The sequence below is a fragment of the Gilliamella sp. LMG 34360 genome, from assembly GCF_984568995.1.
Window position 1 is genome coordinate 164,095 of sequence record NZ_OZ474900.1, and the last position, 24,525, is coordinate 188,619.

Consider the following 24,525-nt stretch of genomic DNA (forward strand, 5'->3'; position numbering starts at 1 on the left):
GAGTTGTATGCAAAACACTGTTGTAGAAAAACCTAAAAAACGCAGTCAGTTAAGATTAAAATTAGGTAAAGAGTATTTTATCGTTAAGCGTAAATTAGATTGGTGGCGCAACCGCCACGCCTATTGCGTAATAGATAAGAATAATAATACTTGCTGCTATTCTCATAAAAAACATCAATCTGTATTGTTAAGACAACTAAAAGATGTTGATATGTATTTGCAATATAACAAAATCACTAATCTTCGCTTAGCGATTGAACAGATTAACGGTTCGATAATTAAGCCCAATCAACGATTTTCAATTTGGCAAAAAGTGGGGCGGCCGTCTAAAGAACGTGGTTTTTTAGAAGGTCTCTCACTACATAATGGTCAAATTGGTAAAGATATTGGTGGTGGTTTATGTCAACTTGGCAATTTAATTTACTGGATTGCACTACACTCTGATTTAACAATTATTGAACGGTGGCGACATAGTTTTGATGTTTTTCCTGATGTTAATCGCACTATTCCATTTGCTTGTGGTGCAACATTATCTTATAACTATATAGATTTACAATTGCTCAATAAAACAAATACAACCTACCGACTTAACCTTTGGTTAGATGATGAATACTTACATGGTGAACTGCTAGCCAATACACCGCTATCTTATCACTATGAAATATTCGAAACTGATCACGTCATTGAGCAACAATGGTGGGGCGGATACACGAGACACAATAAGATATGGCAACGTAAAACGCATTTGCTTGATAAACAGATAGAGGAAAATCTTATTAGTGAAAATCATGCAATTATGATGTATACACCTTATTTAACTCAGCAAAACTAAACGTAAAAATCGTACAGCAATTACATTAATTAGATAGTCATTAACTATCTAAATAATAGTTTGTGGACACTAGTAATAGCTCGTATACTTTTAACATAAAAAGTAAAAAACCAATAAATGAAAGGAGCAATTTCATGGCTTATACATTACCCCCTCTACCTTATGCTTATGATGCTTTAGAGCCTTATATTGATACTGAAACCATGCATCTTCATCATGATAAACATCATCAAACTTATGTAAATAACGCTAACGCATTATTAGAATCATTACCTGCTGAAGTTAAAGACTTTTGTCCTGAAACATTACTAAAAAATCTAGATAAAGTTCCATCAGACAAAGTTACTGGCGTTAAAAATAATGTTGGTGGTCATGTTAATCACACTCTTTTCTGGGAATTGTTAAAAATCGGGACTGAACTTAAAGGTGAGCTGAAAACAGCCATAGAAAAAGATTTTGGTTCGATTGATGCATTTAAAGAGAAATTTTCTGCTGCTGCTGCAACCCGTTTTGGTTCAGGTTGGGCATGGTTAGTGCTTAAAGATGGTAAGCTTGAAGTTGTTTCCACCGCTAACCAAGATTCACCAATTATGGGTGAAAAATTTGCTGGTGTATCTGGCACACCAATTTTGGCTCTTGACGTTTGGGAACATGCTTACTATTTGAAATATCAAAACCGTCGTGCTGACTACATTGGGGCATTTTGGAATGTTATTAATTGGGATAAAGTCGCCGAGTTATACGCAGAAGCTAAAAAATAATTTAAATAACTTTATCCAAACTATCTGATAATGGCGCCTTGTGCGTCATTATCGTTTTAGAGTAATTATTCTTTACCATTGTGGCTATATTACGTTTAATTTATTTTGTAAAATTTGAACCATTTTTTTATCAATGTTCACCTCTTTTTAATAATGTTACTTTATCCCTCACTTTGTTGGATAAAATTATTGAATCACAATGCACCAAGCCTAAATTGGTAATTGCTAAATTATACTTAAATCCGCTACAATGAATGCTTATTTAAAAATCATAAACTGAGCATCCAATTTAAAACATGTTTGAAATTAATCCGGTTAAATCAAAGATCGCAGAACTTACCGAACGCACTGCTGTGATTCGGGGGTATCTTTGACTATGATCTAAAAAAAGAACGACTAGAAGAAGTCAACGCCGAATTAGAGCAATCTGAAGTCTGGGCTGATCCTGAAAAAGCACAAGCTTTAGGTAAAGAACGAGTAGCACTTGAAGATATCATCAATACCATTAATTCATTAGAGCAAGGACTTGACGATGTCGAAGGTTTACTTGAGCTTGCTATTGAAGCCGAAGATCAAGATACCTTTAATGAAACCAATCTAGAACTTGAACAATTAGAAAAAAAATTAGCAGGCCTTGAGTTCCGCCGTATGTTTTCTGGCGATTACGATAGTGCTGACTGTTATTTAGATATTCAATCGGGTTCAGGCGGTACTGAAGCGCAAGATTGGGCAGAAATGCTACTCAGAATGTATTTGCGTTGGGCCGAATCAAAAGGTTTTACCACCGAAGTTATGGAAGTATCAGATGGTGATGTTGCTGGTATAAAATCAGCAACAATTAAAGTATCTGGCGACTATGCTTATGGTTGGTTGCGCACCGAAACAGGAGTTCATAGGTTAGTACGTAAAAGTCCATTTGATTCAGGTAACCGTCGTCATACATCATTTGCATCTGTCTTTGTCTACCCTGAAATTGATGATAATATTGATATCGATATTAACCCTGCCGATCTTCGTATTGATGTTTATCGTGCATCCGGTGCGGGTGGTCAGCATGTTAATAGAACTGAATCAGCGGTACGTATTACCCATATTCCAACAGGCATTGTAACGCAATGTCAAAATAACCGTTCTCAGCACAGTAATAAAGATCAAGCCATGAAGCAGTTGAAAGCTAAATTGTATGAGCTTGAAATGCAGAAAAAGAATGCCGAAAAACAGCAGATGGAAGACAATAAATCCGATATTGGTTGGGGCAGTCAAATTCGTTCGTATGTCCTTGATGACTCAAGGATTAAAGATTTACGTACTGGTGTAGAAACACGCAATACTCAAGCCGTTTTAGACGGTGATTTAGATCAATTTATTGAAGAAAGCTTAAAAGCAGGTTTATAACCCTGCTTGGTGATAAATAAAAGGTAAAATTATGTCAACACAGCAAGAGCAACAAAATCATATTGAAGAGTTAAATAACGAGCTTGCAATACGTCGTGAAAAGCTTGCACATATTCGCGAGCAAGGTATTGCGTTCCCTAATGACTTTCGCCGTGACGCAATTTCTAGCGATCTTCATAAATTATATGACGATAAAACTAACGAAGAGTTAATTCAAAATAAAATTACCGTTACTGTTGCTGGTCGAATGATGATGCGCCGTATTATGGGGAAAGCATCGTTTGTTTCATTACAAGATGTTGCTGGGCAAATCCAACTTTATGTTACTCGTGATGATCTACCTGAAAACTTTTATAATGAACAATTTAAAAAGTGGGATCTTGGGGATATCATTGGAGCTAAAGGGTATTTGTTTAAAACAAAAACTGGTGAACTATCAATTCACTGTGAAGAAATTCGTCTGTTAACTAAAGCGCTACGCCCATTACCTGACAAATTCCATGGTCTTGCTGATCAAGAAATGCGTTATCGTCAACGTTACCTGGATCTTATCACTAACCAAGAATCACGTAATACCTTTATTGCTCGTTCAAAAGTGGTAACAGAAATTCGTAACTTTATGCTTGAAAACCACTTTATGGAAGTTGAAACTCCAATGATGCAAGTGATCCCTGGTGGCGCTTCGGCTAAACCATTTATCACGCACCATAATGCGCTCGATCTTGATATGTATTTGCGTATTGCCCCTGAACTTTATTTAAAACGCTTGGTAGTGGGTGGTTTTGAACGTGTGTTTGAGATTAACCGAAACTTTCGTAATGAAGGGGTATCACCAAGACATAATCCAGAATTCACCATGATGGAAATGTATATGGCTTATGCGGATTATAAAGATCTGATTGTTTTAACTGAATCGTTATTCCGTCGTTTAGCCATTGAGGTAACAGGTAATCCTGTTGTGCAATATGGCGATCATACTTTTGATTTTGGAAAACCTTTCATCAAAATGACCATGCGCGAAGCTATTTGTCATTATCGACCAGAAACCAATAATGCCGATTTAGATGATTTTGATAAAGCGTGTGCTATTGCAAAAGCTGTTGGTATCAAAGTTGAAAAAGGTTGGGGTCTTGGTCGTGTTGTTACAGAAATCTTCGAAGAAGTTGCAGAAGCTAACTTAATTCAACCAACATTTATCACTGAATACCCAGCGGAAGTATCACCACTTGCTCGTCGTAACGATGAAAATCCATTTGTTACCGACCGTTTTGAGTTCTTTATTGGTGGACGAGAAATTGGTAACGGATTCTCAGAACTTAATGATGCTGAAGATCAAGCACAACGTTTTGCTGATCAAGTATCACAAAAAGATGCTGGAGATGATGAAGCGATGTTCTATGATGATGATTATATCACTGCACTTGAACATGGCTTACCGCCAACAGCAGGACTTGGTATTGGTATCGATCGCACGGTAATGTTATTTACTAACAGCCATACCATTCGTGACGTAATTTTATTCCCAACCATGCGTCCAATAAAATAAAATTTCTTACCATAATAAACCTCACTTATTATTAAATAAGTGAGGTTTTATACTCAAACGTATAGTTAACCTCAAACTTTTTTACAATACTTCTTTTATTATAATAAAAAACAATTGATATTAATTTTATTCAGATATTTCTATCTCATTAAAATATTTAAAATAAAATAATTAAGTAAAAATCCTTTATTCATTGCAATTAAATTAAAATACTATCATTCATACCAACTCTAAACTTCACAAAGAACACTTATAGGCTTTCTAAATATTACTCTAAAATCTGATTAGTTAATGGTTAGAGATATAATAATTAGATCGTAATTAATCGGTCTGTTGAGACAACAATAGTTAACTTCCCTAATCAATATTGATTAAGTTTTTTAATGATAATAAAAGAAAAAATTAAGCTAAAACCTTTAGTGAAAACTCAAACTATTGCAAAGAACGTCATCACTCACATCAAGTCACGATGGAATTAACAACATTTATAAAATAGTCAGTTATGAGAATAAGAAACCGTTAATGATATTCATCATTAACGGCTTATTAATTTAGATTAACTAATATTGGTCGGTTTAGTGTGATGAGGTAATATTAAATTTAATACAATAGCTAAAATGCCACACAAGCTAATTCCTTGTAGTGCATAAGAGCCAAAATCAAAAATCATTCCACCAATACCAAACACTAACACCAATGAAACAATACACATATTACGAGAAACGGATAGATCTACTTTATGTTTGACTAGAATATTGATGCCAACCGATGCAATTGACCCAAACAGTAGTACCATAATGCCGCCCATAACTACCGTTGGAATGGAGCTTAAAAAAGCGCCAATCTTTCCGACAAAAGACATTAAAATCGCCCAAATTGCAGCCCACGTCATCACTCTTGTTTTAAAATTACGCGTTAACGTTACTGCACCAATTACTTCAGCGTAAGTAATACAAGGTGGTCCCCCCAAAAGTCCAGCAGTTGAGGTCGCGAGCCCGTCACCTAACAAAGTACGTTGTAAACCAGGTTCACGAGTATAATCTTTACCTGTAACAGAACTAATTGCCATAATATCACCTACATGTTCAATGGTTGGTGCGATAACAATTGGAATCATATATAAAATAGCTTGCCATTGAAATGTTGGAAACGTGAAATCAGGAACTTTAAACCATGGAGCATCAATAACAGATTGAAAATTGACGATACCAAATAAACACGAAAGCGTATATCCTACGATGATCCCAGCAATGATGGGTACTAATTTAAAAAAACCTTTTGCCCAAATCGCCATAGCTAAAGTGGTAATGAGTGATGCCATTGAAATAATAATTAATTGATAGTTTTCAGCTGGTAAACCACTATCTTTACCCATTGCCATGCCGACTGCGACCGGCGCTAGGGATAAACCAATAACCATAATAATGGGCCCCGTCACTACGGGTGGTAAAATTCGGTTAATTATATTATTTCCATTAATTTTTACTAAAAAAGCAAAAAACATAAACACAAAACCTGCGGCAACTAAACCACCTAATGTTGCAGGTATTCCCCACTGCGCTACACCAAATGAAATTGGTGCAATAAAGGCAAAGGAAGAAGCTAAAAATACTGGCACTTTTCCTTTAGTAGTAAGTTGAAACAATAGCGTACCAACACCAGCTGTAAACAGTGCCACATTTGGGTTTAATCCAGTTAATAGAGGAACTAAAACTAATGCACCAAATGCGACAAATAACATTTGAGCTCCGGTAAAAATGTCCTGCCATGAGTGTTTAGACTGGGGGGCTTGATGCTTTACTTCATCTGTTGTGATTTTTGCCACGTTGACAATCTCCTTTTCAACTTAATATGTAGCTCATAAATAATTTGATAATTAATTAACAGGCATAAAAAAACCGGATAAACCGGTCTAAAATTTGAGATTTTATTTAGTGCCAAATATTTTATCGCCAGCATCACCAAGCCCTGGTAAGATGTAGCCTTTATCATTCAGCCTTTCATCAATTGAAGCGGTATAAAGTTCGACATCAGGATGCGCCTGCTCAAGTGTTTTAATGCCTTCTGGAGCTGCAACTAAAACTAATACTTTGATATTTTTACAACCCGCTTTCTTAAGCAGATCAATAGTTGCAACCATTGAACCACCTGTTGCAAGCATTGGATCAACAACCAAAGCCATTCGTTCTTCAATATCAGAAGTTAATTTTTGGAAATAAGGGACTGGTTCTAACGTTTCTTCATTACGATAAAAACCAACAACGCTAATTCTTGCGCTCGGTACATGTTCCAATACTCCATCCATCATACCTAAGCCTGCTCGCAAAATTGGCACTACAGTAATTTTTTTACCTTTAATACGTTCTACTTGAACAGGACCACACCAACCTTCAATGGTTACAGTTTCGGTTGGAAGATTCGCCGTTGCTTCATAAGTTAATAAGCTGCCTACTTCGCTGGCAAGGTCACGGAAATCTTTTGTGCTAATATCATGTTCACGCATTAAACCAATTTTGTGACGTACAAGAGGGTGTTTTACTTCAACAATTTTCATGGGGGGCCTCAGTGTTATTCTTTCAAGACATAATTAGTAGGTATAAATAACCACTGAGCGGTAATTCTAACATAAATCTCATTTTATGAAAACCTGAAATCAATACGAGAACTGTTAGCATAACTATTGAAAATAAAATAAATAAAACAGATTTTAATTCAAAAAATCAGTTTTATTTTGATTTTTTTTTATTAAAATACCTACCACAAAAGGGTATTTTTCTAATTAAATTAAAAAGGAATATTTAAGGATGGATTGGTTTATTGATTGTATTACAAAAAATTATGTAAACTTCAGCGGAAGAGCACGTCGTAAAGAGTATTGGATGTTTAATTTATTTAATATTATTGCTTGCGTTGTTGTAATGCTGCTTGATTCTTTTATGGAACTTAACAATGTATTGATTTTAATATATGTGCTGGCAATATTGATTCCTTCTTACGCTGTTACTGTACGACGCCTACATGATACAGGCAAATCAGGCTGGTGGTTATTGCTGATGTTTGTTCCATTTGGCAATATTATATTACTTATCTTTTGTTTAATAGATTCGACACCAGGACCTAATCAATACGGGGAAAATCCTAAAAGGTTTTAATGTGTGAATGACCTCATTACCAGATGTAATGAGGTTAACTAATTTTCAGTATTATCTAATATGTTATTAAATACTTTCGTCGCCTAAATAATCAACTAGAAAATCAATTTGTTGAAATACATCATTTATCATAATTAATCTTTCACGCAAAATTGGAAATATAGAAATTTTTCTTTCAATTCCGACTATTTACAGAATTACATCAACTTTTAATGATTACAATCTTAAACGAGAAATTTGCACTTGCTTCAGTAGGTAAATGGGTAATCAGCTTAATTAACAAATATCGAAATCTTTTTTGATAATATCATGTTTGCTCATTAAGCTATCTCTATGGTATTTAAAAGGATATTTTACTTAAATAGTTTTCATGGAAACCCTGTGCTATTTTTGAAGATATAATTAGTAGGTATAAATAGCCATTGATCGATAATACGAATATAAATATCGCGATAGAAAAACTCGAAATCAATAAGAGATCTGATAATATAGCCATTGAAAATAAAATAAAAAAATTAATTTTAATGATAAAAATCAGTTTTATTTTAATTTTTTTTTTATTAAAATACCTAGCCCCAAGAGGGTATTTTTCTAATTAAATTAAAAAGGAATATTTAAGGATGAATTGGTTTATTGATTGTATTACAAAAAATTATGTAAATTTCAACGGAAGAGCGCGTCGAAAAGAGTATTGGATGTATACTTTATTTAATGTTATTGCTTGCTTTGTTGTAATGCTGCTTGATTCTTTGTTGGGACTTGAATATGTATTGACTTTAATATATACGTTGGCAATATTACTCCCTTCTTTAGCTGTTACTGTACGACGCTTACATGATACAGGCAAATCAGGCTGGTGGATATTGCTACAATTTGTTCCTTTTGGCAGTATTATATTATTTGTCTTTTGTTTAATAGATTCGACACCTGGACCTAATCAATACGGTGAAAATCCTAAAGGGCTTTAATGTGTCAATGACCTCATTACTAGATGTAATGAGGTTAACTAAATTTTCGTGTTATCTACTAGGTTATTAAATACTTTCGCCGTCTAAAAACTCAACAGGCAAATCAATTACATTCTGATCAATCTGTTCACCATTAATACATTTCAATAACATGTCGGCTGATTTCTGACCGATTTCAATTCTCGGTGTCAAAATAGAAGCTAATTTCGGCGTGACGACTTGCCCAACATCATGTCCATGAAAACCAGCAATAGCTAGTTGTTCAGGTACTTTAATACCTAACCGTTGACATTCAAACAATACCCCAAGTGCTAAATCATCGTTAGTACTAAAAACACCATCAATTTGTGGATACTCTTTCAATGCTTGATGAAGTAAGTACTTACCTAATGAATAAGACGAAGATTCTTTTGTCGCAAAAGTTTTGGTAGACAGTCCTGCGTCTCGCATGGCTTGTTCATAACCTTGCTGGCGAATAATGCTTCTATCATCCTGACGCGCACTAAAATAAGCGATATGTTTATGACCTTTCTTAATCATGCGAATAACCATATTTTTAGTTACTTCATAATTATCAAAACCAACAGCCATATCAATACAAGGCGAAACACTATCCATAATTTCAACTACAGGTACACCTGATATTTCAATCATCTTTCGTGTTGCAGCGGTATGAGTTCGTTCAGTTAGTATCAATCCATCAATATTATAAGCAAGTAACGATCGCAAGCGCATTTCTTCTTTTTCAGGATTATATCCTGTGTGTGCAATCATGGTTTGATAACCATGTTTATCTGTTACAAGTTCGATGCCTTTCAATACATCAGCAAATACCTGATTGGTCAATGATGGTAATAAAACACCAATCGCATTACTTTTTGCATTAGACAGCATATCTGGTGCTTTATTAGGGATATAGCCAAGTTCATCTATTGCTGCTGATATTTGTAACTGAAGTGGTTTTGATACAAGATTAGGATCACGTAAAAAACGGCTTACTGTCATTTTACTAATACCAATAAAATCAGCTATTTCCTGCAAACCTGTGCGACGTTTTTTTATACTAACCATGTTTTTTATACTACTTATTAATATTTTCCAAAAGCACAGGTTGCCAATTTATTGGTATTTTTCCTTGTTGCCGAATAAGATCGTTCGCTTTTGAAAAATGCTTACAACCGAAAAAACCACGATGTGCAGACAATGGCGATGGATGAACAGAAGTTAATACATGATGTTTTTGACGATCAATAAACTGACCTTTTTTCTGCGCAGGCGATCCCCATAACAAAAAAACCACCCCTTCAAGGTATTTATCGATTGCAGCGATTACGTGATCGGTAAATGTTTCCCAACCTATTTTCGCATGTGAATGAGCCTGGCCGGCCTCAACAGTTAATACATTGTTCAACAATAATACGCCTTGTGTTGCCCAAGAGGCAAGGTAACCATGAGTAGGAATTTTAAATCCTTCAATATCAGTTGAGAGTTCTTTATAAATATTTAATAAAGAAGGTGGTGGTTTTATACCTGGTAACACTGAAAATGAAAGACCATGCGCTTGATTAGGGCCATGATAAGGATCTTGCCCTAAAATCACCACTTTAATTTCATTAAATGGAGTAAAACGAAAAGCATTAAAAACATCGTGCTGAGGAGGATAAATAATCTTCCCTTCAGCACGTTGCGATGCGACAAATTGCATTATCTGTTGAAAATAAGGTTTTTCTTTCTCAGATCCAATGACATCATGCCATGTTAATTGATTAGTCATACAATACCTATATTATTTATGGCTCAACAACATTATTTACTGGTTGCAATAATTATACCTAAAAATAATAATAAGCCTATTGCTAATCAATTTTATGCAATTTAAATAAAGACTCTTAAATATTCTGTTAAACATAAAATCGCCATAGATTGTCCGTATGGCATCGATGTTAGTGGAATATTTTTATAATACTCCAGATCGTTACCCATTGCCGTTCCAAATGAAACATTTAAGAGTGTACCTTTATCATTAATGTTTGCCATTACACCTTTAATTGCTTTTTCAGCAATAACTTTGTAATCATCAGATATATAACGTTTTCTTATTGATTTTAATATTCCATAGGCAAAACCTGCAGTTGCTGATGTTTCCAAATACGAGTTAGCATCATCAATAATGGTATGCCATAAACCACTTTCATCTTGATATTTGGCTAATGCTTCCACTTGAGCATTTAAAACTTCAATCAACATTTTACCAATAGGGTCATGTTCCTGAAGATCAAGTAGTTCAATAAATTCAGGAATCACTATGGTTAACCAGCTGTTTCCTCTGGCCCATCTTGCTTTAGCAAAATTATGATTACCTTCAAAAGTCCATCCATGGAACCAAAGACCTGTTTGACGATCCATTAAATATTGAATGTGAATTAATATTTGATAAATTGCTTCTTGAATGTATTGAGGTTTATTGAGTAATTTACCAATTTTGGCAATAGGTAATACGCTCATCATCAATGTATCATCCCAGAGTTGTTGATGATTTTCATTGTTATAAACGATATGTTGTAAACCTTTAAATTTAGTTCGAGGCATCTCATACATTACCCAATCTGCCCAGCGTTCTAAATATGGTAGAAAAACTGGATTTTTAGTTTCTTCATAACGGTAAGCTAATGTTAGAAATGGACATACAGTATTTACATTTTTAGTTGGTGTACCCTCAGATAAACGTCGCTTAAACCAATTATCAATAATGTCTAACGTAGTCTTATCGCCAGTCTGTTGATAAAATTGGTACATACCATAAAGACCAATGCCATGAGTCCATTCCCATCCATCCCAACCTTTAGTATCAATAATTCGTCCATCGTCCAAGCGCAATAAAAATTCACCTGTTTCATCCTTTATATTAATTAAATTATTTATAATGTTGTGAATTAATTCTTGCAACTCAGTTCTAGAAATTAAGTACTCAGGTTTACAGAGCAATTTACTATGTTTTACAGGAAATATTTGCATCTCTTCTCATCCTTTGATTAAATTTATATAAAAACAACTAACACTCATTTATTTAGCTTTATAACCAATATTATTATTGCCCCAAAGTTTGGCAACTGGCATTCCAGTCAACATTTCAACAATAGGTTTACCTTTATCACTAATTCTTTTTTCTGAATTTGTTCCAATTCCTTTTATATTATTAATTTCATCAATTAATATTTTGTGAGTTTTCAAATTAAGTTTAAATTTTAATGAAATCAAAAAACCCAAAGTTAAAACAAAGATAGTTCCAACGACTAATAAGATTAAAATAGTTTGTGATACCGCTGGTGGTTGCTCATTTTGCCCTTTGACAAACCCTGAGTATTGTAAACAAATACCAATTAACATTACCGCTCCTGCTTGAGAAGCTTTCCGTGTAAAAGTCATTACACCGGCAAAAATTCCTTCGCGACGTTTACCAGTAATAATTTCATCCACATCAGATATATAAGTATAGATATTCCAAGGGACATAGTTGATACCTCCGCGTCCCAATCCAGCTATCGCAGATACAGTAACTAATAGTGTATGAATATTACTTAAGTTGTAATACCAAATCACACCATAAGCTAAGCAACTAATACCAAAAATGGTGATAACACCGCGATATGCAGGTGCTGGTCCATATTTAATACATAACGGCATCATTCCTAATACCGCAACAAACTGTGTTATGGACATAGTACCAACTAGCATAGATGCAACTGTTGGTTCTTGTAATAACACAAAAATCACATAGTAAGTAAATACTGCATTAAAAACATCTTGTGCAATATATCCCCCTAAATACATACCTAAATGCTGTCTGAAAATTTTGATTTTAAATGTAGATAGGAGTTCAATAATTAAATGACGAATACTTTCTTTGAATGATAATGAAGCGGCTTCTTGTTCAGCTTGTAAAGCTTCTTTAGATTTAAGTTCTTTTGGTCTTTCCCAAGTAAATAAGTACACCATACAAAGAGCAAAAGAGCATAAAATGGAAAATACTAAACTGGCGTAAAAAAACGATATAGCATTATCTTTCCCAAAATAAGTAAGTAATACGCCTGGTAAAAAACCCGCCAAAATTGCAGACAATTGCGCCATAGATATACGCGCACCAGAAAATTTTGTCTTTTGCTTAAAATCATCGGTCATTTCTGGAACAAGCGTTTCGTAAGGAACAAGAACCATGGTGTAAACCATATCAAAGAAGAGATAAGTTAATAAGTAATAGATATAGCTCATACCTGGAGCCCACATTACGCTATAACTAAAAATGAGAGGGATCCCGAGTAGTATAAAAAATTTACGTCGACCAAAACGCTGACCTAAGCGAGTTCGACCAAAATTATCCGTTAAATATCCCATTAATGGACTAATTACGGCATCAAGTACTCTAGCTGCAGCAAAAATAAATGTTGCTTCAATAGGGGTTAAATCACAGAAATTGGTATAAAAATATAATAACCATACCGCAGTTAATGCAGTCGTTCCTGCACCTAAAAAATCACCGCCACCATAAGCTAAGTAATTTTTTAATCCTATTACTCTATTTTTCATATTTACCCCACACATTTTCCAACTTATCCCAAAAAAGAAGTATCACTTCTAGATTGATCCTAGTTGTAGTCTATGGTGAGAGAATTTCTTAAACTTTAACGTGAATGCCAACTTTTTATAAAAGTGGCAAAAATTTAAAAGTCGGCGTGATTTTTATCACAAATATCTTATTTTCTTCAAAATCTTTTTATTTTTAAAAAAAATTTATGAAACAATAATTTAAATTTTATTTTAATTAAGTTGTGGGTATTTATATGACTGTTCCAAAAGTTGCTATTCTATTAGCAGAGGGTTTTGAGGAAGCTGAAGCAATCATTATTTATAACGCGCTTTGTCGTCTCAAAATTGAAGTTCATTTATTAGCATGCCAAAATCAGATTATAGTCACTAGTTATCATAATATTGAGATGAAAGCACATGCGTTACTTATGGAAAAACAATCAACGCTGTATGATGCTATCATTTTGCCTGGTGGACCTGACGGAACGATCAATTTAGGTAAGAATCCCGATGTAATTCAATTTATTCAATCACACGATGCTGCTGGTAAATGGATCTGTCCAATCTGCTCTGCTGCCGTAAAAGTATTAAATAAAAACAATTTACTCAAAGGCAGAAAGTACGTATGCTCCGGTGATTTGTATAAAAATGCTCATGACGGTGTTTTTGTTGATCAAGATGTCGTTTTAGATAAAAATCTTTTTAGTGGTAAAGGTCTCGGTATGGCATTTAAATTTGCTTTTACACTTGGAGAATTGCTTAATATAGATAAAAAAGAGGTTAAATTTCAAGCTGAACATATTTATATCTCTTATTGATCATATTAATTTTTGGAGTTTTAATTGTTGCTGTATCTTTTAAATTTCCTCAAAAAAGCTCCATCTAAATTACACAATAAATTTTAAAAAATTTAAACAGTTGCTTGTAAGCATTGCAATTACAGCGAAAAAGCTAAACAAAGGTATTACTTATTGAATTGATAGTTCTTTTTGACTTTAATCAAATTTTGAAAGTGCTATATTAACCTATAATTAATAAGGGCAATAAGGCCCGTTAGGAGGATTTAAAAATGATTACAGGTATCCAAATTACTAAAGCTGACAATGCTGCACTACTTAACTCTTTTTGGTTATTAGATAATTCAACAAAAGAAGCTCGTTGTGTAGCTGCTAAATCTGTTTATAAAGAAGATCAAATTATTCCAACTGCTGAATTAGGTCAATTTGAATATCGCGAAGTACCTTTAGATGTAGCACCAACAATCAAAGTTGAAGGTGGTCAACATTTAAATGTGAACGTTCTTCGTCGTGAAACCTTGGAAGATGCAGTAAAACATCCAGAAAAATATCCACAATTAACTATTCGTGTTTCTGGTTATGCTGTACGTTTTAATTCTTTAACAGCAGAACAACAACGTGATGTTATTGCACGTACTTTTACTACAAAAATGTAATTAGTATTAATATTATTTGTGCCTAATAATAATTAACATAAAAAGGATAATGAAAATTATCCTTTTTTTTATTGAAATGATCATTTACTTATACAATTATTAAATAACTTAATAATCCCAGTTTTAAGTCAAAAATAAAAAATCCCCACTATCTGATCAAAGCAAATTGATAAGGTTAAACGCCAAAAATCAAAATTGTTAAAAAATCATTGTAATAAATTATATTTTAATCTAATGAATTAATTAATGCTGATATATCAGCTCGCTCCATATAATTAACATTTACATAAGCAAAATGAATTTTTTTATCCTGACCAATTAAGTAAGTTGCAGGTATAGGTAATTTATAACTATCATCACCATTAAAATCAGGTAAATAAGCCCCCAAACACTTGTATAGTTCTCTAACATTTTCTGGTAATGTAAAAACTAAACCAAATTTATTAGCTACCTGATTTTCAACATCATATAATATATTAATTGATAGCGATTTTTCTTTTTTTAATTGTGCACTAATTTCAGATTTTTGTGGTGAAATGGCAATAAAATGCATATTTTTTTCTTGTTGGATCAATTTTAAATTATTTTCGAAATGTTCTAATTCTTTGACACAAAATGGGCACCAACTACCACGGAAAAAACTAATTACGACTGGTTTATTTTCAAGTAATTTATATAAATTAATCGGCTGATTCTTTGTTGATAGTAATGAAAAATTTGGTGCAATATCTCCATATTGCAAAGCATGACTATCTAATTTTTTACTTAACATATCTGATAATGAACTTTCCATGATATTTAACATATCTTGAGGTAATTGTTCAATCATACCTTGTTTTAATAATTCTAATTCTTCAATTGTTTTCATTAAGTAAGATCCTTTGTTAATACATTTTCATAAATTTGACTCAATACTTTTTTAAATATAGCAACATCATTATCAGATAAATTATTCGTTATTTTTTCTATCCATAAACTGTGCTGTTTCAATGTTTCTGTTAATAAGACAGTACCTGCAGAAGTTAAAGAAACCAAAGTAATTCTTTTATCTTTTTGATCGTTTCTTTTTGATATTAGCTTCTTATTAACTAATGAACTAATGAGAGTAGTTGTAGAAGCTTTAGTTATTCCTAGATATTTTGCAATTTCTTGTAAAGATAATTCTTGATATTCTTGTAATAAAACTAAAATAATTAACCGACTCTCTGAAAGGTGAAATTGTTGCAGACGCTTAGAACATTCAATATCAATCAAACTAGACACTGATAACAAAGTAAAGCATGTCCGAATTTTTTCTAAATTAATAGTATTTTCTTTTTTCAAAATATTACAAAAAGATAAATATCGATTTTCTAGTTGCATATATAAATTTCACAAATTAGTTAGTGCCCTTACTATTTTTGTATGCTAAATAAAGTATGGTTTAATGTCAAACATTTGTTTTAAATATTGGATGTGCAGGAAAGGAAAGAAGATAAAAATTACAATATGAATAAGACAATAACAAAATCGAGCCTTAATGGCTCGATTGCATTATTATTGATTAATATTAACCAAAAAACTTTTTCACTTTATCAAAAAAGCTTTTTTCTTTCGGGCTATGTTTAGAGCTTTTGTCCGCTTTAAAACTTTCACCTAACTCTTTCAGTAGCTCTTTTTGTTTACTGGTTAAATTAACTGGTGTTTCAACTACGACATGACAGTAAAGATCACCAACCGAACTACCACGCAATGATTTAATACCTTTACCGCGTAATCGGAACATTCTGCCTGTTTGCGTTTCGGCTGGAATGGTTAAACTTACTTTTCCGTTAAGGGTTGGAACCTCAACTTCACCACCCAGTGATGCTAAAACAATGTTAATCGGTATTTCGCAATGTAAATTAGTGCCATCACGTTCAAAAATCGCATGCTGTTTGATCTGTACTTGAACATATAAATCACCTGCTGGAGCACCATTTAAACCAGCTTCACCTTCACCAGCAAGTCGAATTCGGTTTCCAGTATCAACACCCGCTGGAATAGTTACTGATAGTGTTTTATTTTTTTGTACACGACCTTCACCATGACACTTCTTACATGGATTTTTAACAACTTTACCACGACCATGACAGGTTGGACATTCTTGTTGTACAGCAAAAAATCCTTGGCGCATTTGTACAACACCAGAACCATGACAGGTATCACAAGTAACGACATCCGATGATTTTTCAGTACCTTGTCCATGACAAGTATCACATGTGACCCAAGTTGGTACTTTAATTTCTTTGCTGACACCGTTAGCCGCTTCTTCTAGCGTTAGCGTAATATTATATTGCAGATCAGCGCCTCGTGATGCCGTTTGACCACGTCCACGCCCTCCACCGAAGAAGTCACTGAATAGATCATCAAATGCACCCCCACCAAAACCACCGAAACCGCCAAAACCACCTGCTCCAGCGCCGCCACCTTGTTCAAATGCTGCATGGCCATATTGATCATAAGCAGCTTTCTTTTGGGCATCGGTCAAAATCTCATATGCTTCTTTGACTTCTTTAAATTTTGCTTCAGCTTCGGCTTTATTATCCTGATTTTTATCAGGATGATATTTCATGGCAAGGCGTTTATAGGCTTTTTTTATTTCACTTTCTGTGGCTGTTTTGCTTACGCCTAATATTTCATAATAGTCTTTCTTCGCCATAATTAACCTTTATTTTTATCATAACATAAACAACTAAACGGGCTTGAGTTACCTCGCGCCCGTTTAATGTGTTACATGTTTAAAACTCGTTGAAATAACTCATTAAAAAACATCTTTATCAATGCTTATTATTTTTTCTCGTCATCAACTTCTTTAAAATCAGCATCAACAACATCATCATCTTGCGCCGCAGAACCGCTGTTAGCTTGGTTTGCAGATTGACCTGCTTGAGCTTGTTGTTGTTCTAATTCAAGTAATTTTTTAGATGCTTCCATCAACGCATTGATTTTTGCTTCAATTTCAGCTTTATCTTCACCGCGAGCAGCAACTTCTAAAGCGCTTACGGCATCTTCAATCGCTTTTTTATCATCTGCTGATAGTTGATCACCAGCTTCTGTCACTTTTTTACGAGTTGAGTGAACAAGATGATCCGCTTGGTTACGCACTTGAGCTAACTCTTCAAACTTACGGTCAGCATCGGCATTTGCTTCAGCATCATTTACCATTTTTTGGATCTCTTCTTCACTTAAACCAGAAGAAGCCTTAATAGTAATGTTTTGTTCACGACCTGTATTTTTGTCTTTCGCTGATACATGTAAAATACCGTCAGCGTCGATATCAAAAGTTACTTCAATTTGTGGCATACCACGAGGTGCAGCTTGAATACCATCAAGGTTAAATTGACCTAATGATTTATTATCACCAGCACGTTTACGTTCACCTTGTAACACGTGGATAGTTACTGCTGATTGGTTATCTTCAGCTGTTGAGAATACTTGACTATGTTTAGTTGGGATAGTTGTATTTTTCTCAATTAAGGTAGTCATTACACCACCCATAGTTTCAATACCAAGTGATAATGGTGTTACGTCAAGTAATAATACATCTTTAACATCACCACCAAGCACACCACCTTGTACTGCTGCACCAACTGCTACTGCTTCATCAGGGTTTACATCTTTACGTGGCTCTTTACCAAAGAAGTCAGCAACCGCTTTTTGCACCATTGGCATACGAGTTTGACCACCGACTAAAATTACATCTTTAATATCAGATACAGAAAGACCAGCATCTTTTAAAGCAGTTTTAACTGGTTCCATTGAACGTTTAACTAAATCTTCTACTAAAGATTCAAGTTTTGCACGTGTTACTTTGATATTTAAATGTTTTGGTCCAGTTGCATCAGCAGTGATATATGGTAAGTTGATATCAGTTTGTTGTGCTGATGATAATTCAATTTTCGCTTTTTCAGCAGCTTCTTTTAAACGTTGCATTGCAAGTGGATCGTTTTTAAGATCGAAACCTTGTTCACGTTTAAATTCATCAACTAAGTAGTTAATTAAACGAGAGTCAAAGTCTTCACCGCCTAAGTGAGTATCACCATTTGTAGCTAATACTTCAAATGTTTTTTCACCATCAACATCATCAATTTCGATAATTGAAATATCAAATGTACCACCACCAAGGTCATATACTGCGATAGTGCGGTTACCCACATCTTTATCTAAACCATAAGCAAGTGCTGCTGCTGTTGGTTCGTTGATGATACGTTTAACATCTAAACCAGCAATACGACCAGCATCTTTTGTTGCTTGACGTTGAGCATCATTAAAATAAGCTGGAACAGTGATAACGGCTTCAGTAACTGGTTCACCAAGATAATCTTCTGCTGTTTTTTTCATTTTCTTTAATACTTCAGCAGAGATTTGTGGTGGAGCAATTTTTTGTCCTTTAACATCAACCCACGCATCGCCGTTATCAGCTTTTACAATTTTGTATGGCATAATACCCACATCACGTTGTACTTCAGCATCTTCAAAACGACGACCAATTAAACGTTTAATAGCAAATAATGTATTTTGTGGATTTGTTACTGCTTGGCGTTTTGCTGGTTGACCAACTAAAATTTCACCATCTTGTGTATAAGCAATAATGGAAGGGGTTGTGCGATCACCTTCTGCATTTTCTAATACTTTTGCTTGACCATTGTCCATCACTGCAACACATGAATTTGTTGTACCTAAATCGATACCAATAATTTTACCCATAATCTTTGTCTCCTCAAAACCTGTATTTTATTTCTTGTATATAAGTCTTAAATTTTAATTTTCAAGCTTTAAATTTATACAAAGTAATATTTTTTGTTTCCAAATAAATGGGAACAATATTGTTAATATCAAGGGGCAATATAAAAATTTTTTAATATATCTTGATTGCTGGGTTCTCTGCACTTATCATTGCCGCTCTTTTTTTATTGTAGAACTTAATTTATAGGATCTTTATGGAACAAACAAAACTTGCAAATCCCGGCCCTTTAGGTTTAATGGGATTTGGTATGACAACAATTTTATTAAATATTCATAATGCAGGATTCTTTCCTGTTATGACTGTAATTGTCTCAATGGGTATTTTTTATGGTGGTCTTGCACAAGTTATTGCTGGTATTTTAGAATTCCGCAAAGGCAATACGTTTGGAACAACAGCATTTACCTCTTATGGTTTCTTTTGGATCGCATTAGTTGGCATTTGGTATTTACCAACTTCACCAGCAACTGCACCATCTGATACAACCTTTGTGGGTATCTTCCTTGCTTTATGGGGAATTTTTACTGGTTTTATGTTTATTGGTACCTTGAAAGGCAATCGAGCATTACAATTTGTTTTTGCTAGCCTAACACTGTTATTTGCTCTATTGGCAATTGGTAATATTTCAGGTGATCATGGCATTATTCATATTGCTGGATTTGAAGGCATTATTTGTGGTGCAAGTGCAATTTATTTGGCTATGGCAGAAGTGATTAACGAACAATTTGGTCGTACTATTTTGCCTATTGGTGCACCTAAAGGCGCAGCGCATTAATAAAATTAAGCAGTCATACAATTGACTTTTTTAAGTGAGCAATGAAAACGGGGAAATATCCCCGTTTTTTTATGTCCAATAAGAGCGATTAAAGTCGATTATTTTTTATAAGCATCATTATGCACACCAACTGCCGCTCGGCCTGATGGATCATTTAAGTTTTTAAATGATTCATCCCATTCAATTGCTTTAGCCGTTGAACACGCAACCGTTGGACCGCCTGGTACACAATGGGCAGCACTTTCAACTGGGAATAATTCATCAAAAATTTCACGATACATGTATGCTTCTTTCGATGCAGGCGTATTGTAAGGGAAGCGGAATTTTGCATTTTCTAGCTGCTGATTAGTAATCTTGCTTTCAGCAATCTCTTTTAATGTATCAATCCAGCTATAACCAACGCCGTCAGAGAATTGTTCTTTTTGACGCCAAACTACCGATGCTGGTAAATAAGATTCAAATGCTTCACGAACAATGTGTTTTTCCATTTTACCGTTGCTGCCACACATTTTATCTTTTGGATTAATGCGCATCGCCACATCTAAGAATTTTTTATCTAAGAATGGTACCCGAGCCTCAACACCCCAAGCAGCCATAGCTTTATTTGCTCGCGCACAGTCGTACATATGTAACGCAGCTAATTTACGTACGGTTTCTTCATGGAACTCTTTTGCATTTGGGGCTTTATGGAAATACAAATAACCACCAAATACTTCATCCGCACCTTCACCAGATAGAACCATTTTTATACCCATTGCTTTGATCTTACGCGCCATTAAATACATTGGCGTTGAAGCACGAATGGTGGTTACATCATAAGTTTCGATGTAATAAATGACATCACGAATCGCATCAATACCTTCTTGAATAGTAAAGTTAATTTCGTGATGAACTGTACCTAAATGGTCAGCAACAGCCTGCGCAGCTTTCAAATCTGGCGCACCTTTTAAACCTACTGCAAATGAGTGTAACTGGGGCCACCAAGCTTCTGATTTTTCATGATCTTCAACACGGCGCGCTGAGAATTTTTTGGTAATTGCAGAGATAACTGAAGAGTCAAGACCGCCAGATAATAACACACCGTAAGGCACATCAGACATAAGATGGCTTTTAACAGACTCTTCTAAAGCAATACGTAACGCATTAATATCGGTCTTGTTATCTTTTACATTCTCGTAGTCCATCCAGTCACGTTGGTAATAAGTTTTAATTTCACCTTCAGTACTAGATAAATAACTTCCAGGAGGGAAAGCTTCAATGGTTTTACAAACGGGTACTAGTGCTTTCATTTCTGAAGCAACATAAAACGTACCATTTTCATCATATCCCATATACATAGGGATAATACCTATGTGATCACGACCAATGAAATAAGTACCTTTATTGATGTCATAAAGGATAAAAGCAAACATACCTTGTAATTCATCAAGACAATGGATACCTTTTTCTTGATAAAGAGCTAAGATTACTTCACAGTCAGAGCCTGTTTGAAATTCATAACGATCTTTGTACTGATTTCGGAGTTCTTGATGATTATAAATTTCGCCATTGACTGCTAAAACTAAAGTTTTATCTTTATTATAAAGTGGCTGAGATCCTGTATTAACATCTACAATTGATAAACGTTCATGAGCTAAAATAGCTTTATCAGAAGCAAAAATACCAGACCAATCAGGACCACGGTGACGTTGTAGACTTGATAGCTCTAATGCTTTTGTTCGTAGTTGTTCTGGATCTGATTTAATATCAAGAATACCTAAAATCGAACACATTGATTTTCTCCATTTAAAATCGCCTAGGCGATACAATTTACAAGTAAAAAACTAACTATCTGTATGAAAATATTCATATCATTTTGTTGTTATTGGTAATTATGCTCTTTTCAAATTAATGAATGTGAGCAAAATTCTAAATAAACAGCATACACATTATTGATACACAATTAAAGTACAATATCGTCATACTTTTCCTATCATTGCAAAAATGATCACAATTATTTTTTTTGCCATTGACCTTGTTGCTTTATATATTGACCTGCTGGCGTTTTGTCTTGTGCTTTACTACCAGCTCGATTTTCCACTTCATTTAATGGAACTTTACTTTCAGCAGAAACTTTTTGGTACTGTGCTTTGCGAGCTTGATTAATTAAATTTGCAATCTCACTGGCATTGCCTTCATTTTTTACTACACCTAAGTAGCCATCTGCTTGTTCTCCTACTAATCCTTGCGCTTTAGCTTGGCTTAGTGAATCGATGGCTTGTTCTAAAGTCAGTGCTGATACAGAAAAAGATAAAACAGCAGTAAATAAAGCTATTGTCACTTTTTTATAGATTCTCATAGCACACTCCTTAATCATACTTTTTATCATTAAATTTAAAAGTAGCAAAAGATTTTTCATGCATAATAATTTGTATTATCAACCATCTTTGCCATTTTCCTACCATAAATCACTCATTAATAAAATTTTACTTTTTAATATAGTCCAGATTTATTGATAATATTGTCTAATGCCTTATCGACTTTAATATTAATCTCATGATCGATTTTTACATTTAAATTAATATTAATAGGTTCGCTTGGCGTTTGCACTTTGACCGTTGGCGAACATCCCATTAACGCACTACCTAATATCATTATTGCAATAACTCGTCGTATCATAAAATGACCTCTTATTTTGCAGATTCCTTTTTTAAATGCGCTTCAATACGTTTACGAATTGGTTCACTAATTTGATCTGATAATTGTAAACTCATGAGCAGCTTGGCGATATTTTCTTCTAATGTTACATTTAAATTGACGGCTTTGCCATCTTCAACATCCAAATTATATCCTTGGATATGAAGCCCTAATTTAGCAACATCATCAGCATAATCAACCGTTCCATCTAGTTTAGTATAATGAAAATTTTTAATAATATCTGTGAGTATTTTCATATTAGGATTACTTTTAGCATAATTTTTTAGAGCTGAATTTTCAAACTGTAAATAGCCTTGATTGGTTGTGGTTAACTGTCCTTTTTTAATTATGGGCTTAAAAGTTACACCTTCTTTTTTATTCATAGATAATAACGTAATAGGTAATAATCCATCAATAGCACCCTCACCAGCCAGTCCTTCAGCAGGATATGCGGCGAAAATATCTTTCAATTGTATCTGCTTTAACCTTAAATTAAATTGTTGGGGTAATTTAGCTAAATTCAATTTACTGGCTTCAAGAAAGATAGAGCCTGAAAAAATAGCCGCTTGTGCCTTTTTCCAAATAATCGTACCTTTGCTTGGTGAATTAAACGATGCGGTATAACTACCAGACAATTTTACCTGTTGCAAAGCGATCCCCATATTTATCTCTTGTATATCGAGTGTTGGCACTGAAACAGTAAATTGCTTATTTTTGATATCAACATTGATATTACCCGCAGCAGATTTTATTTCACTGTTTTTGTAAATACCATTGAACTTATTAAGGGTTAATTTAGCTGTAGCTGATATTCGTTTAGGCTCAACCGGAATGGGAGATTGTACTTTAAAGGTTAATGCTCCATTTAATCGGCTAAATATAGTATCGTCAGATAAATTCGCTTTCTCTATAGTTACTGAAGCATTACCAGAATTAGTGAATTCAAATCGATTATTGGTAATCCAACCCGTGAATGGCAATAATATTTTCCCGTTTTCTATACCAAACTGATTTAAAGTAGTGGTTAAAACACCATTTTGGATATCAATACGCAAATCATTTTGATTGAATAATAATGTGGCCGAAAGATTGGCAACATATTGGTTATTTGCCGATACATCCAAATGAATAGCTTGTTGCTGTTTCGTTGCTGTAATTTTTACATCAAAAAGCTCTTTATTTTGTTCATAAACTCGCAAGGAGTCAATATCGATCGTCGATGGTAGCCAGTAAATAATGGTTGGTATGGATGAATAATCAAACCCCGATTGATTTTGCTTTTCAGATGCCGTTTCAATGATATTTTTGGTATTATCTGTGACGATTTGGCTATCACTTGATTGCCAATTAATATTAAGATTTTGCGCTGATAGTTTTGACAAGGAGATAAATACATCTTTAGCCGTAACCGTAAATTGCGCCTCTTTATTAACCGTTAATTGATCAAATGAAAGACCGGATAGGTTAATATGGGCACCCTGCCAGTTTATTGAGAATCCATACTTTTGTTTAAATTCTTGCCAATAACGCCAACCAAATAGACCAAGTACCGTGATAAATATTAAAATACTGAGTAAAATCCAATAGCGTTTTTTTAAACGAGCCATATTCGTTCTCG

General features: G+C 34.1%; 23 protein-coding genes. 9 read left to right on the forward strand and 14 right to left on the reverse strand.

The features are described from left to right. The first annotated feature begins 7 nt into the window (after positions 1–7). The 4 genes from AC5LW9_RS00835 (at position 8) to lysS (ending at position 4,534) form a co-directional block, all read left to right on the forward strand. Entirely contained in the window at positions 8–832 is an 825-nt protein-coding gene (locus AC5LW9_RS00835; protein WP_039128321.1) for a VanW family protein, read from the forward strand. Positions 833–966: 134 nt separating this feature from the next. After that, positions 967–1,593, forward strand: a complete 627-nt coding sequence (locus AC5LW9_RS00840; protein WP_334323441.1) for a Fe-Mn family superoxide dismutase — start codon at positions 967–969, stop codon at positions 1,591–1,593. Between the two features lie 296 nt (positions 1,594–1,889). Continuing rightward, positions 1,890–2,988 (forward strand): peptide chain release factor 2 gene (gene prfB, locus AC5LW9_RS00845; protein ID WP_143422390.1). Its coding sequence is split into 2 segments (ribosomal slippage): positions 1,890–1,964 and positions 1,966–2,988, totalling 1,098 coding nucleotides; the frame shifts between segments, so codons are not numbered across the junction. A 31-nt stretch (positions 2,989–3,019) separates the two neighbouring features. Next, positions 3,020–4,534 (forward strand): lysine--tRNA ligase, encoded by a 1,515-nt coding sequence (lysS, locus tag AC5LW9_RS00850; protein ID WP_493456140.1) that lies wholly within the window; start codon positions 3,020–3,022, stop codon positions 4,532–4,534. 556 nt (positions 4,535–5,090) lie between these two features. Here lysS and AC5LW9_RS00855 read toward each other — a convergent pair. Together AC5LW9_RS00855 and upp are read right to left on the reverse strand one after the other, a co-directional pair. Continuing rightward, on the reverse strand, positions 5,091–6,275 hold the full coding sequence (locus tag AC5LW9_RS00855) for a uracil-xanthine permease family protein (RefSeq protein WP_493456634.1): 1,185 nt from the start codon (positions 6,273–6,275) through the stop codon (positions 5,091–5,093). Between the two features lie 186 nt (positions 6,276–6,461). Next, the gene (gene upp / locus AC5LW9_RS00860; RefSeq protein ID WP_025314320.1) at positions 6,462–7,088 is read right to left on the reverse strand and encodes a uracil phosphoribosyltransferase; all 627 of its coding nucleotides are present in this window, start codon (positions 7,086–7,088) and stop codon (positions 6,462–6,464) included. A gap of 250 nt (positions 7,089–7,338) precedes the next feature. On the opposite strand from upp, the gene AC5LW9_RS00865 reads away from it, so the two are divergent. Together AC5LW9_RS00865 and AC5LW9_RS00870 are read left to right on the forward strand one after the other, a co-directional pair. Then, on the forward strand, positions 7,339–7,686 hold the full coding sequence (locus AC5LW9_RS00865) for a DUF805 domain-containing protein (RefSeq protein ID WP_198236385.1): 348 nt from the start codon (positions 7,339–7,341) through the stop codon (positions 7,684–7,686). A 620-nt stretch (positions 7,687–8,306) separates the two neighbouring features. Further along, entirely contained in the window at positions 8,307–8,654 is a 348-nt protein-coding gene (locus tag AC5LW9_RS00870; RefSeq protein ID WP_198227666.1) for a DUF805 domain-containing protein, read from the forward strand. 66 nt (positions 8,655–8,720) lie between these two features. Here the strand turns inward: AC5LW9_RS00870 and gntR are convergent, their stop codons facing one another. The 4 genes from gntR to AC5LW9_RS00890 form a co-directional block, all read right to left on the reverse strand. Then, positions 8,721–9,716, reverse strand: coding sequence for a gluconate operon transcriptional repressor GntR (gene gntR, locus AC5LW9_RS00875; RefSeq protein ID WP_334324114.1), 996 nt, complete (start codon positions 9,714–9,716; stop codon positions 8,721–8,723). A gap of 19 nt (positions 9,717–9,735) precedes the next feature. Next, positions 9,736–10,428: a uracil-DNA glycosylase gene (ung, locus tag AC5LW9_RS00880; RefSeq protein ID WP_493454744.1), complete on the reverse strand. Its 693-nt coding sequence runs from the start codon at positions 10,426–10,428 to the stop codon at positions 9,736–9,738. Positions 10,429–10,529: 101 nt separating this feature from the next. Continuing rightward, complete coding sequence (gene bglB, locus AC5LW9_RS00885) at positions 10,530–11,669, reverse strand: beta-galactosidase BglB (protein ID WP_086326276.1); 1,140 nt, start codon at positions 11,667–11,669, stop codon at positions 10,530–10,532. A 48-nt stretch (positions 11,670–11,717) separates the two neighbouring features. Beyond that, positions 11,718–13,238 (reverse strand): MFS transporter, encoded by a 1,521-nt coding sequence (locus tag AC5LW9_RS00890; protein ID WP_198227670.1) that lies wholly within the window; start codon positions 13,236–13,238, stop codon positions 11,718–11,720. 254 nt (positions 13,239–13,492) lie between these two features. On the opposite strand from AC5LW9_RS00890, the gene AC5LW9_RS00895 reads away from it, so the two are divergent. Both AC5LW9_RS00895 and grcA read left to right on the forward strand, forming a co-directional pair. After that, on the forward strand, positions 13,493–14,056 hold the full coding sequence (locus tag AC5LW9_RS00895; RefSeq protein WP_198236380.1) for a DJ-1/PfpI family protein: 564 nt from the start codon (positions 13,493–13,495) through the stop codon (positions 14,054–14,056). Between the two features lie 251 nt (positions 14,057–14,307). Continuing rightward, positions 14,308–14,691 (forward strand): autonomous glycyl radical cofactor GrcA, encoded by a 384-nt coding sequence (gene grcA, locus AC5LW9_RS00900; protein WP_493456141.1) that lies wholly within the window; start codon positions 14,308–14,310, stop codon positions 14,689–14,691. A gap of 226 nt (positions 14,692–14,917) precedes the next feature. Here grcA and AC5LW9_RS00905 read toward each other — a convergent pair whose 3' ends face one another. The 4 genes from AC5LW9_RS00905 to dnaK form a co-directional block, all read right to left on the reverse strand. Continuing rightward, on the reverse strand, positions 14,918–15,559 hold the full coding sequence (locus tag AC5LW9_RS00905) for a peroxiredoxin-like family protein (RefSeq protein WP_493456142.1): 642 nt from the start codon (positions 15,557–15,559) through the stop codon (positions 14,918–14,920). After that, on the reverse strand, positions 15,559–16,053 hold the full coding sequence (locus tag AC5LW9_RS00910) for a MarR family winged helix-turn-helix transcriptional regulator (RefSeq protein WP_493456143.1): 495 nt from the start codon (positions 16,051–16,053) through the stop codon (positions 15,559–15,561). Before AC5LW9_RS00910 ends, AC5LW9_RS00905 begins: the two co-directional genes overlap by 1 nt. 187 nt (positions 16,054–16,240) lie before the next feature. Then, positions 16,241–17,371 (reverse strand): molecular chaperone DnaJ, encoded by a 1,131-nt coding sequence (gene dnaJ, locus AC5LW9_RS00915; protein ID WP_065738194.1) that lies wholly within the window; start codon positions 17,369–17,371, stop codon positions 16,241–16,243. 128 nt (positions 17,372–17,499) lie between these two features. After that, entirely contained in the window at positions 17,500–19,419 is a 1,920-nt protein-coding gene (dnaK, locus tag AC5LW9_RS00920; protein WP_493456144.1) for a molecular chaperone DnaK, read from the reverse strand. Between the two features lie 233 nt (positions 19,420–19,652). Here dnaK and satP point away from each other — a divergent pair, with 233 nt between their 5' ends. Further along, entirely contained in the window at positions 19,653–20,231 is a 579-nt protein-coding gene (satP, locus tag AC5LW9_RS00925) for an acetate uptake transporter (protein WP_334325281.1), read from the forward strand. A gap of 98 nt (positions 20,232–20,329) precedes the next feature. Here satP and asnB read toward each other — a convergent pair whose 3' ends face one another. From asnB to AC5LW9_RS00945, 4 genes are all read right to left on the reverse strand, one after another. Beyond that, a complete protein-coding gene (asnB, locus tag AC5LW9_RS00930) occupies positions 20,330–22,003 on the reverse strand; it encodes an asparagine synthase B (RefSeq protein ID WP_493456145.1) in 1,674 nt (557 codons plus the stop codon). A 221-nt stretch (positions 22,004–22,224) separates the two neighbouring features. Then, positions 22,225–22,569 (reverse strand): YdbL family probable chaperone protein, encoded by a 345-nt coding sequence (locus tag AC5LW9_RS00935; RefSeq protein ID WP_493456146.1) that lies wholly within the window; start codon positions 22,567–22,569, stop codon positions 22,225–22,227. 134 nt (positions 22,570–22,703) lie between these two features. Next, complete coding sequence (locus AC5LW9_RS00940) at positions 22,704–22,889, reverse strand: YnbE family lipoprotein (protein WP_065738189.1); 186 nt, start codon at positions 22,887–22,889, stop codon at positions 22,704–22,706. A gap of 11 nt (positions 22,890–22,900) precedes the next feature. Continuing rightward, a complete protein-coding gene (locus AC5LW9_RS00945; protein ID WP_493456147.1) occupies positions 22,901–24,514 on the reverse strand; it encodes an intermembrane phospholipid transport protein YdbH family protein in 1,614 nt (537 codons plus the stop codon). Positions 24,515–24,525: the final 11 nt, after the last annotated feature.